Raw genomic sequence first — 10872 nt, 5'->3', positions numbered from 1 at the left:
TGTGGTGATGATTACCCATCATGCTCTGGGCCAAACCGGCCTGCTCAATATGCAGAGCCATACCGGTTTAGACCTGAACGGCAATCGCCAGACGTTAGGCTCACTGGCGGCGATGGCTGACAGCGTGATTAACNTCAACGGCGGTGANTTAACCNTNANCNNNGGCGGACAAACTGACGGNACCTTTACGGGACAGGGCAAGCTTATCCTGAGCGGCGATACCCTGACNCTTAATCAGAACAGCAGCCACTTTACCGGTACCACNGAGATTGANAGCGGGGCTACCGCCCGACTGACNAAGCCTCAAGGTTTAGGCCAGGGCATTATTAATATCCATAGTGCAGGCACCCTGAACTTAGACAGCGCTAAAGGTACCTTATTTAACAGCCTGAACGGCAGCGGTGACACGGTATTAACCCAGGGTGCGGATATGTACCTGGGCGGTAATAACGCCGGCTATAGCGGTACTTTTACCACTGAGACTGGTACCACCTTAACCGCTACTGAGAAAAATCAGCTGGGTACCGCCACGATTAGCAACAGCGGCACCTTTGCCATTGATACCACCGGCCTGTGGACGCTGGACAATAGCGTCAGCGGCAGCGGCACCTTGGTGAAGAAAGGCACCGGTACGGTTCAACTGGAGTCAGATAATGTCTCGGCCGGCCTGACCCGTATTGAGAATGGCTTATTACTGATTGGCGGAGAACAAGGCTCAGCCTCACTGGCTAACCTGACCGGTAACGTGACTATCGGCGAAGACGGGGCATTAGGCGGCTACGGCAGCGTGACCGGTAATGTGACTAACAGTGGCAACCTGATTATGGGCCATGCCTTAACCGGCGGCGGCCACGGTCAGTTCACCATTGACGGTAACTACACCGGTACTGACACCGGCACGATAATCTTTAACACCACGCTGGACGGCGATAATTCATCCACCGATATGTTACGCATTACCGGCGACACTGACGGTAAGAGTAAAGTGATGGTCATGAGCGCCCGCGGTGACGGGGCTCAGACNTCAGACGGCATTAAGCTGATTGACGTTCAGGGCAGCTCTAAGGNGCAGTTCAGCCTAAGCGGCCGGGCCATTGCCGGGGCTTATGAATACTTCCTGTATCAGGGCGGCATTGCCACGCCAACTGACGGTGACTGGTATCTGCGTTCATCCCTAAGCTCACTTAATCCGGACCCGTCGGTTTATCGTCCGGAAGCCGGGGGCTATATGGCCAATATGGCGGCGGCGGGTAATCTGTTCAGCCTGCGCTTAAGCGACCGTGAAGGCCGGGCGGAGAACTCCAGCTTATGGTTACGTCAGGAAGGCTCGCGCAATAAACACCGTGACAGCACCGGTCAACTGCGCACCGCCACTAACAGCTATGTGGTGCAGGGCGGGGGCGAAGTGTTGGCTACGCAGTTTACCGACACTGACCGCTTTGGCTTAGGCATTATGATGGCTTNCGGTCAGGCAGACAGTAAGGTTCACAGCCAGAAAACCGGCTACAAGGCCAACAGCAGCATCGACGGCTACAGCACCGGTGTGTACGGCACCTGGTATCAGGATGCCAAGACTCTGAACGGGGCTTATGTTGACAGCTGGGTGCAGTACAGCTGGTTAGATGCCGAAGTCAACGGTCAGGACGTGGCCAAAGAGTCTTACGATATNGACGGCTTCAGNGCNTCNNTTGANGCGGGTTACCGTTTNCCGGTGTATCAGGGCCTGAACGGAGATGTGTTTATCACTCCGCAGGGGCAGATAAGCTGGAACGGCATCACCGCCGATGACCATCGTGAGGCCGGCGGCACCCGGGTCTCGTCCAGCGGACACGACAACGTGCAAACCCGTCTGGGCGTTAAAGTCTCTCGCGACGGCGTCAGTGATAAAGACAAAGGCACCGATAAGCTGTTTACCGTGTACGCCGAAGCTAACTGGTTGCACAACAGCCAACAGGCCGGAGCGATACTGGACGGCACCGAAGTTAAACAGTCCGGCAGCCGCAACGTCGGTGAGCTCAAGCTGGGTGCGGAAGGTCAGTTGAACTCACACCTGAATCTGTGGAGCAACGTGGCCCAGCAGATGGGGATAACGGTTACAGTGATACCGCGGTGACCTTGGGTGTGAAGTACCGGTTCTGATAGGTTGAGCTAAAACACAAGGGCGTGCAGTCAATATGGCTGTGCGCCCTTAATTATGCAGATCAAACTTAGGCTAAGCTCAAATTAAACCACCTTACCAAACCACAGCGTTCTAAACGCTATTCATGCAACAAATCCTTATACAACTCAAACAACACCCCGTTTTTCATAAATCCGCGTTTAATCCACTGGGTTACCAGCCCCTTAATACTGTGCCGTGAGGCCAGCAGCATTTCTGACGGCTGTCGGGGGTTTTGAATTTTACGGATAATCAGCTGGCCGTTTTCAACATAGGGCCTGATTAAATAGTCAGGCAGAAAACCGATGCCGGTACCTAATATTTGGGACTGACATTTAGTTTCAAAATCCGGCACCTGTATTGCTTCTTGTCCGTGCAATAACCAGCCTACTTTTTTGGATATATCGTAAGCGGTGTCTTCAACCATTATGGTCGGGTAAATACGCAGCTGACTTTCTGCAATCGGCTCTGGCAGTAAGGCCAACGGGTGATGCGGCGGGATGGCAAACTCCCAATGGATATGGCCCAGTTTGGCATAATCAATACCACCGCCTCCCATTAAGGTATCGGGGGCACCAATGGCAATATCGGCATTTTTATTGAGCAGAGCGTCCCAAACGCCGTTATAGACCTCCGTCATAATAATTACCTGACAGGAAGGGAAGCGCTGCTTTAAATGACGTAACAGGGTAGCGGTATGATAGGGAGTATAGAGCAACTTATTAATACAGATGCGCAGCCGGGCTTCAATACCCTGATCGATGCTGCTAACGCTGCGTTCAATGGCCCGAAACTCATCTAACAGGTTTAGCGTCTTGCGGTAAAAATATTCGCCGGACTCGGTAAGCTCAACGTTTCGGGTGGTTCTGATAAATAACGGGCTGCCGAGGTAGTTTTCCATGCGCTTAATGGCATAGCTTACTGCGGAAGTGGTAATGCCTAATTCTGAGGCTGCCCGGCTAAAATTGGTTAATCTGGCAACGACGGAAAACGTATGGAGGTTCTCTTCAGAGAAAATCGAGTTCATTTATTTTGACCTTGCACCAGTTTATCAGCTGATTGTTGAATCAGTTTCACAAATTAACGGCAAATTGCCAAGTGATTTTCAAGTGGCTTTTAATAAATGAATTCCTTTGGTACTGTCTATTTAAATAATAAGTCCCACAACTTAAGGTAAAAGTATTTTTATTAAAGAATGTCGTTTTTTTGATGCAAAGGTTTTGTACTCGGGTCGTTGTTTTTCTTCATCTGTGCCGTTTTGTTAAATAATCGTGTTTTGTAAAATTATTCTTTTGATTAAAAAACGGTATAGTCGGGAAGTATAAATATTACTGGGGATCTTAATATGTCAAATAATCACGTCTTAACTCAATATTTTCAAGCGGCTACAGAAGGCGATCTTGAATCACTCAAACAGCAACTCAAACAGAATATCGATATCAATGCGACTAACCGCCAGGGCAGAACCGCTATTGTACTGGCCAGCCTGAATAAACATTACGCACTGGTTGAATATTTAGCTGCCGCAGGCGCAGATATCAATTTACAAGATGAAACCTGTTTTAATCCCTTCCTGTTGGGTTGTTTAACCAACGATCTGAATCTGATTCGTATCATGGTAAAAGCCGGGGCAGACCTGACCCGATTAACCCGTTTTGGCGGCGTTGGTATTACGCCGGCCAGTGAAAAAGGGTATGTGGAAGTGGTTCGTGAACTGCTTGAAACCACCACGATTAACGTCAACCACACTAACTTTGTGGGTTGGACTCCGCTACTTGAAGCGATCGTATTAAACGACGGCGGTGTCAGGCAGCAGCAGATCGTTAAGCTATTGCTGGAGCACGGTGCTAATCCGGGTATGACCGACAAATATGGCAAAACGCCGTTGCAGCTGGCCAAAGAAAAAGGCTATAGCGAAATTGCTGATTTATTAATTGCAGCGGGTGCATAACCCGCTTTATAAGCAGCCAATTATTTAATATTAAATAATTAAGTCACCATCACCATAATTCATTATTAGGTGAACAGGATGGTTATTGCTTTTTCCGGCGAAACTGAATTTATTCAACGATTAAATTCAGGGCGGTTTAATGGCCGTATACATAGCGTATTTAATAAAGTTATCAATATTAGCGATGCCGATAATAATCAGCTTTACACCATTGGCTGTCGTTCTGTTGATAATGCACCGAATACCCTAGTCATTAATTTAAATAATCTGAATGAATTGAATTTATTTCAGCATCAGCCGGTATTTATTAACCACAATAAATTGGTGGTAAATCATCAATTATCCGTTTCATTTGAGCGTGTAAATTTGTGGCGCTGTGAATTACCTGAATATATCAGTCACCACCGGGTTATTGAGCAATCAATTAACTTATTAACCGAACGTATTGAGCAGCAGGGTATTGGTGGCGGCATAAAAGCCATCACTGACCGAGAGATAACCCCGTTTGAGCAACAAATGTTGGTTCAGCTGTCACTGGCAACCCGAGAGCTTATCAGCTGTTTAGCCCGAGGTGATATGGCGCAGATTGCACCATGGGTTAATCGATGTGTTGGTTTAGGTATTGGTTTAACGCCGGCAGGCGATGACTTTTTAGTCGGGCTTTGTGCGGTACTGGCAATGCCGGGCAATCCGGCCCGGGGCTGCTTATCTCAGTTATATCAGGCCATTTCTCAATGTGGCTCACAAACGAATCCTATTAGCTATATGGCTATCTCAAAAGCTGCACAGGGCTTAGTCAGAGAAAGCATCGTTGATTTATTAGTCGCCATGGTTGGCGGCAATAAAAACCACCTGATAGCAAAAATAGACGCTGTTTTAAAAATAGGTTCTACCTCCGGTACCGATATTGCGACAGGGATGCTGGCCGGATTAGAACTGAGTCAAAAACTTGGAGAGGCAACATGTCTACAAAAATAGTAATTAAAAAGAATACCTATTTTGATTCGGTATCGCTGATGTCTATTTCGACCAAAGCCAACCAGATTGAACATGTCGATCAGGCTATTGTCGCGATGGCAACAGAAATGAATAAGGGCGTTTTACGCAACCTGAATTTATTAACCAAAGAGCTTGAAGAGGCCAAAAATGGCGATCTGATGATTGTCATTAAAGGCAAAGACGGTGCCGATAACGATCAGATTCTGACGGAGATTGAAGCGTTATTTAAAAAGAAAAGCTCGGGCGGCTCTCATTTTGAAGCCCGGTACGCCACCATTGAATCAGCCAAGAGTCAGGTAGCTGAAGCAAACTTGGCGGTGATTTCAGTTAACGGTGCCTATGCGGCCAGAGAGGCAAGAAAGGCGCTGGAGCAGGATCTGCACGTTATGCTGTTCAGCGATAATGTCAGTATTGATGATGAACTGGCGTTAAAACAGCTGGCTCACCGGAAGGGCTTATTGATGATGGGCCCTGACTGCGGAACGGCGATTATTAACAATAAAGCGCTGTGCTTTGGTAATGCGGTACGTCAGGGCAGTATTGGTATTATTGGTGCCTCGGGCACCGGTAGTCAGGAAGTGAGCGTACGTATCCATGACTTTGGCGGCGGTGTTTCACAGCTAATCGGGACCGGCGGTCGGGATTTAAGTGAAAAGATCGGCGGCATCATGATGCTGGATGCGATGAACGTGCTGGATAAAGACCCGAACACACAGGTTATTGTGCTTATCTCTAAACCACCGGCTGAAAGCGTAGAGCTGAAGGTTCTGGCCAATATTAAAAACTGTACCAAACCGGTAGTTGTGTGTTTTATCGGTGGTTGTGAACAGCGGGTGGTTAAAGCCGGCGGTCATTTTGCTCAGACCACCAAGCAAGCTGCGTTAAAAGCCGTGTTGTTAACCGGCATAAAAGAAGAGGATATCGATCTTCACTCTTTAAACTGGCCGCTGATTGAAGAGGTCAGGGCAAAGCTAAAGCCCGAGCAAAAGTATATCCGCGGCCTGTTCTGCGGCGGTACGATTTGTGATGAAGTGATGTATCTGGCAATGGAGAAATACCCCAATATCTACAGCAATATTCAAAAAGATCTTAACTTGCGCCTGAAAGATCTGAACCACAGTATTGAGCATACCTTCCTTGATTTGGGTGATGATGATTTTACCAACGGTAAGCCTCATCCGATGATCGACCCGTCAAACCGCATTGAGCGTTTCCTCCAAGAAGCCCGCGATCCTGAAGTCGGCGTTATTGCCATGGACTTTATTCTTGGCTTTGGTTCGCACGAGGATCCGGTAGGCGTGATGCTGCCCGCCATTTATCAGGCCAAAAAGCTGGCAAAAGAGCAGCAACGCCATCTGGAAATTTTAGGCTATGTGCTGGGTACTGACTTAGACCAGCCGGACATGGCTAAGCAAATACAGCAGTTAGAAGACGCGGGCGTCACCATTTCAAGCAGTTGTACCAATACCGGATTGTTATCAAGAGAGTTTGTTGCCAAAGGGGATGCCAAATGAGCCAGATTCAACAACTGTTTGCCAGTGATTTAAACGTGATTAATGTCGGCATTGAGATGTTTAAAGATGACCTTCAGGCGCAAAACGTTAGCGTTACTCACTTAAGCTGGACGCCGCCGGGCGGCGGTAACTTAGCGGTTATTGCTGCGCTTGATCGGCTGGAAGCTCCCGAGCTGGCAGCAAAAATTGCCGCAGCTAATCAGCAGGCGGTTGAACGCATTATTCAGTCTCAGCCGGTGTTAATTGGTTTTGATCAGGCGATTAATGTGGTTCCGGGCATGACTAAAACCACCATTCTGCACGCCGGCCCGCCGATTACCTGGGAGCGGATGTGCGGCGCAATGAAAGGGGCGGTGACCGGTGCGCTGGTTTTTGAAGGGTTAGCCACTGACCTTGCTGACGCTGAAAAAGTCGCGGCATCCGGCAAAATTACCTTTTCACCCTGTCATGAACATAACTGCGTCGGCTCGATGGCCGGGGTTACCTCTGCATCGATGTTTATGCACATCGTGGAAAACAAAACCTACGGCAACATCGCCTATACCAACCTCAGCGAACAGATGGCGAAAATATTACGCATGGGGGCCAACGACCAAAGTGTGATTGACCGTCTGATCTGGATGCGTGATGTATTGGGGCCAATGTTACGTGATGCCATGAAACTGGCAAAAGAGATTGATTTACGCCTGATGCTGGCTCAAGCGTTACATATGGGGGATGAATGTCATAACCGTAATAATGCCGGCACTACGCTGCTTATTCAGGCACTCACGCCTTATATCATTCAGACCAATTTCTCTGTGGCGCAGCAAAAAGAGGTATTTGATTTTGTTGCCAGCAGCGATTACTTCTCTGGCCCGACCTGGATGGCAATGTGTAAAGCTTCACTGGATGCGGCACACGGCATTGAATACAGCACGGTAGTGACCACCATGGCGCGCAACGGCGTTGAGTTCGGTCTGCGCGTCAGCGGATTACCGGGCACTTGGTTAACCGGTCCTTCTCAGCAGGTTATTGGCCCGATGTTCGCCGGTTATAAGCCGGAAGATTCAGGGCTGGATATCGGCGATAGCGCGATTACTGAGTCTTACGGTATTGGCGGCTTCGCGATGGCAACGGCTCCGGCAATTGTTGCTCTGGTTGGCGGAACGGTAGAAGAGGCGGTCGATTTCTCCCGTCAGATGCGGGAAATCACCTTAGGCGAAAACCCTAATATCACTATTCCGTTACTGGGCTTTATGGGGATTCCGACCGGCATTGATATTACCAAAGTGGCTTCCAGCGGCATTCTGCCGGTGATTAATACCGCCATTGCGCATAAAGATGCCGGTATCGGCATGATTGGGGCAGGTATTGTTCACCCGCCGTTTGAGTGCTTCGAGAAAGCATTGCTGGCCTTCAGTGCGCGTTATGTTCAACGAGAGTAAATAGGGCATGCCCTTCGACTGCGATGGTTGAAGGGCATCAGTACAGGTGGTAACTCCCTGTTTATTTTACTCACCAGGGAAACATCACCATGACTTACAAGACATTAAGTGTCGTTCAGTCACTGCCTGAGTGCAGGCGACCTGAAGTGACATATAACAATTAAGATCTTCTTTGTAAGGTATATTCCCATGAAATTAAATATCGGATGGAAAAGAGGCGACTGGGCGGCATATTTTGGCCTGATGACCAATAACCTGACTAATTTGTTAACCATGATGGGGCTACTGATTTTTGTTGTCGGTATTCCTACTGAAATCGTTTATGGCCGGATTGCACCTGCGTTCGGATTTGCCGTTCTGCTCGCCAGTATCAGCTATGCCTATTTTGGTGCTCAACTGGCCAAAGCAACTCAGCGCAGTGATGTTACTGCTCTGCCTTCTGGCCCTAGTGCGCCGTCGATTTTTACCGTCACCTTTCTGGTTATCATGCCGGTTTATCAGCAAACCCAGAACGCCGAGTTTGCTATTCAAATCGCGCTGGTCTGGTGTTTTGTTGAAGCGATGATTCTGGTGGGCGGTTCATTCCTGGGTGAAACTATTCGTAAGATGATCCCGCGTACCGTGCTGCTCTCTTGTTTATCAGGTCTGGGCCTGCTGCTGCTGGCGATGAACCCGATGCTGCAATCGTTTGAAGCGCCGACCGTCTCTTTTATTGTTCTGCTGCTGATCTTTATTAACTGGTTTGGTAAGTCACCGATATTTGCCCGTATTCCTACCGGTTTATTACTGTTGGTTGCCGGTACGGTTCTGGCTTGGGTTTCCGGTCTGCAAAGCCCTGAGGCGATTAAAGCGTCGATGGCATCATTTGGCTTTAACCCTCCGGGGATCCACATTGATAGCTTCTTGCAGGGGCTTCCTCATGCCTTGCCATATCTGGCATCGGCAGTACCGTTAGGGCTGGCTAACTATATCTTCGACTTGGAAAACATCGAAAGTGCTCACGCCGCCGGGGATGAATACAACACCCGTAACGTGATGCTGGCCAACGGTCTTTCTTCTACCGTGGGTTGCTTCTTAGGCAATCCGTTCCCGGTCACGGTGTATGTCGGCCATGCGGGCTGGAAAGCGATGGGCGCAAGCATCGGTTATACGCTGGCTTCAGGTATTACCATGTTTATCGTTCCGCTGTTTGGCCTGGGCGCCTTTATGCTGGCGATTATTCCGATGACCGCAATCGTGCCTATTCTGGTGTTTATCGGCGTGGTTACCGCCAATCAGGTGGTGCGAGAAACGCCGAAAAATGAAGTTCCGGTTATCTTTATCTGTCTGTTCCCGTGGATAGCCAACTGGGCACTAACCATTGTTAACAACGTGCTGAGTGCGGCAGGAACCTCGGGTGCGGCTATCGGTTCGAAGGTATTAGCCAGTAAAGGGGTCTATTACACCGGTTTAGTTCACTTAGGCAACGGCGCGCCGCTGGGCAGTATGCTTTGGGGCTGTATTGCGATTTTCGCCATTCTGAATAAACCGCTGCGTGGGGCCATTTCTGCGGCAGTGGGCTCGGTGCTGGCCCTGTTCGGTGTGATTCACGCGCCGGTGGTCGGCTTTGCGCAAGGGCCGTCAATGATGTTTGTTTACGCCTATCTGATGATGGCGGTGATGTTTGTGATTAAGCACTTTATCGATAGCAAACAGGCTGCGGCCGACAACACTCCGGGCTCTGCATTATCGAAATAGCATTACTGAAATAGCTAACATTGCTGAACTAAGCAGTAACCCGTTCGTCATCAACCTGACCGGTGGATAAAGCTTTCCCACCGGTTAAACCAGTTCCCCTCGCGCAGGATATAAGGCATGAAAAAACTTGTGGTGATAGCCATTGGTGGTAACAGCATTATTAAAGATAACGCTCACCAAACGATTGAACATCAGGAGATTGCGGTCAAAGAGGTGGCAAAACATATCGCCGATATGCTTCAACTTGGCTACAACATTGTGCTGACACACGGCAACGGGCCTCATGTCGGTTTAGATCTGCGCCGTGCTGAAATTGCTAATGAACGTGAGCATCTTCCTTTAACGCCGCTGGCAAACTGTGTGGCGGACACTCAGGGAGGAATTGGTTATTTGATTCAGCAAGCGTTGAATAATGAACTGGCTTCCCGTCAGAGCGACAAAAAAGCCATTACGGTGATTACCCAGGTTGAGGTGGATAAGCTGGATGCTAACTTTGCTAACCCGACCAAGCCGATTGGTGCTTTCTTTACTCAAGCGCAGCGCGATCACTTACTGAACGAATATCCGGACTGGTGCTTTGTTGAAGATTCAGGGCGAGGATATCGTCGGGTGGTGGCATCACCGGATCCGATAAAGATCATTGAAACTGAGGCGATAAAGTCGCTGATTGACAGTGGTTTTGTGGTGATTAGTGCGGGCGGCGGTGGGATCCCGGTGATTAAAGATCGGGACGGGCAATATCACAGCGTTGATGCCGTTATCGATAAAGATTTATCGACTACGCTGTTAGCTGAAACCCTAAATGCCGATACCTTGATTATTACTACCGGCGTTGAGAAGGTTTGCATCAACTTTGGTAAGCCGAATCAGCAAGCTTTGGATTCAGTCACCGTGGATGAAATTAAGCAATATATCGCCGAAGGGCATTTCCCGGCCGGGAGCATGCTGCCGAAAATAGAGGCGAGCCTCTCTTTTTTAGCCAATGGCGGTAGCAAAGTGATTATTACGGTACCTGAAAAACTACCTCAGGCGCTGAAGGGCGAGACAGGCACTCATATTATTCATTGATTTTATTGGTCAACTATT

At 48.9% G+C, this 10872-nt stretch carries 8 protein-coding genes; 7 read left to right on the top strand and 1 reads right to left on the bottom strand.

Features of this window, described 5'->3' with window-relative positions:
- The first annotated feature begins 7 nt into the window (after positions 1-7).
- A complete protein-coding gene (locus YWE_RS27650; RefSeq protein ID WP_051323404.1) occupies positions 8-2113 on the top strand; it encodes an autotransporter outer membrane beta-barrel domain-containing protein in 2106 nt (701 codons plus the stop codon).
- Positions 2114-2258: 145 nt separating this feature from the next.
- On the opposite strand, the gene YWE_RS0117165 is transcribed toward YWE_RS27650, so the two are convergent.
- Positions 2259-3185, bottom strand: a complete 927-nt coding sequence (locus YWE_RS0117165; RefSeq protein WP_029095646.1) for a LysR substrate-binding domain-containing protein — start codon at positions 3183-3185, stop codon at positions 2259-2261.
- A gap of 318 nt (positions 3186-3503) precedes the next feature.
- On the opposite strand from YWE_RS0117165, the gene YWE_RS0117160 reads away from it, so the two are divergent.
- The 6 genes from YWE_RS0117160 (at position 3504) to arcC (ending at position 10854) form a co-directional block, all read left to right on the top strand.
- A complete protein-coding gene (locus tag YWE_RS0117160) occupies positions 3504-4109 on the top strand; it encodes an ankyrin repeat domain-containing protein (RefSeq protein ID WP_029095645.1) in 606 nt (201 codons plus the stop codon).
- 78 nt (positions 4110-4187) lie between these two features.
- Positions 4188-5087, top strand: coding sequence for an oxamate carbamoyltransferase subunit AllH family protein (locus tag YWE_RS0117155; RefSeq protein ID WP_029095644.1), 900 nt, complete (start codon positions 4188-4190; stop codon positions 5085-5087).
- The gene (gene fdrA, locus YWE_RS0117150) at positions 5072-6622 is read left to right on the top strand and encodes an acyl-CoA synthetase FdrA (RefSeq protein ID WP_029095643.1); all 1551 of its coding nucleotides are present in this window, start codon (positions 5072-5074) and stop codon (positions 6620-6622) included. The genes YWE_RS0117155 and fdrA overlap by 16 nt, the downstream gene beginning before the upstream one ends.
- Positions 6619-8049: a YlbE family protein gene (locus YWE_RS0117145; RefSeq protein WP_029095642.1), complete on the top strand. Its 1431-nt coding sequence runs from the start codon at positions 6619-6621 to the stop codon at positions 8047-8049. The genes fdrA and YWE_RS0117145 overlap by 4 nt, the downstream gene beginning before the upstream one ends.
- 189 nt (positions 8050-8238) lie before the next feature.
- On the top strand, positions 8239-9786 hold the full coding sequence (locus YWE_RS0117140) for a hypothetical protein (RefSeq protein WP_029095641.1): 1548 nt from the start codon (positions 8239-8241) through the stop codon (positions 9784-9786).
- A gap of 117 nt (positions 9787-9903) precedes the next feature.
- The gene (gene arcC / locus YWE_RS0117135; protein WP_029095640.1) at positions 9904-10854 is read left to right on the top strand and encodes a carbamate kinase; all 951 of its coding nucleotides are present in this window, start codon (positions 9904-9906) and stop codon (positions 10852-10854) included.
- Positions 10855-10872 lie beyond the last annotated feature (18 nt).

The organism is Budvicia aquatica DSM 5075 = ATCC 35567 (assembly GCF_000427805.1).
In the GTDB taxonomy this organism is placed as follows: Bacteria; Pseudomonadota; Gammaproteobacteria; order Enterobacterales; family Enterobacteriaceae; genus Budvicia; species Budvicia aquatica.
Note: the sequence above shows the minus strand (reverse complement) of the source record. Positions and strands in the feature narration are given on the sequence as shown.

Coding starts and splice junctions, on each gene's coding strand:
- YWE_RS0117165 (WP_029095646.1), bottom strand. CDS start 3,185: ATGAACTCGATTTTCTCTGAAGAGAACCTCCATACGTTTTCCGTCGTT.
- YWE_RS0117160 (WP_029095645.1), top strand. CDS start 3,504: ATGTCAAATAATCACGTCTTAACTCAATATTTTCAAGCGGCTACAGAA.
- YWE_RS0117155 (WP_029095644.1), top strand. CDS start 4,188: ATGGTTATTGCTTTTTCCGGCGAAACTGAATTTATTCAACGATTAAAT.
- fdrA (WP_029095643.1), top strand. CDS start 5,072: ATGTCTACAAAAATAGTAATTAAAAAGAATACCTATTTTGATTCGGTA.
- YWE_RS0117145 (WP_029095642.1), top strand. CDS start 6,619: ATGAGCCAGATTCAACAACTGTTTGCCAGTGATTTAAACGTGATTAAT.
- YWE_RS0117140 (WP_029095641.1), top strand. CDS start 8,239: ATGAAATTAAATATCGGATGGAAAAGAGGCGACTGGGCGGCATATTTT.
- arcC (WP_029095640.1), top strand. CDS start 9,904: ATGAAAAAACTTGTGGTGATAGCCATTGGTGGTAACAGCATTATTAAA.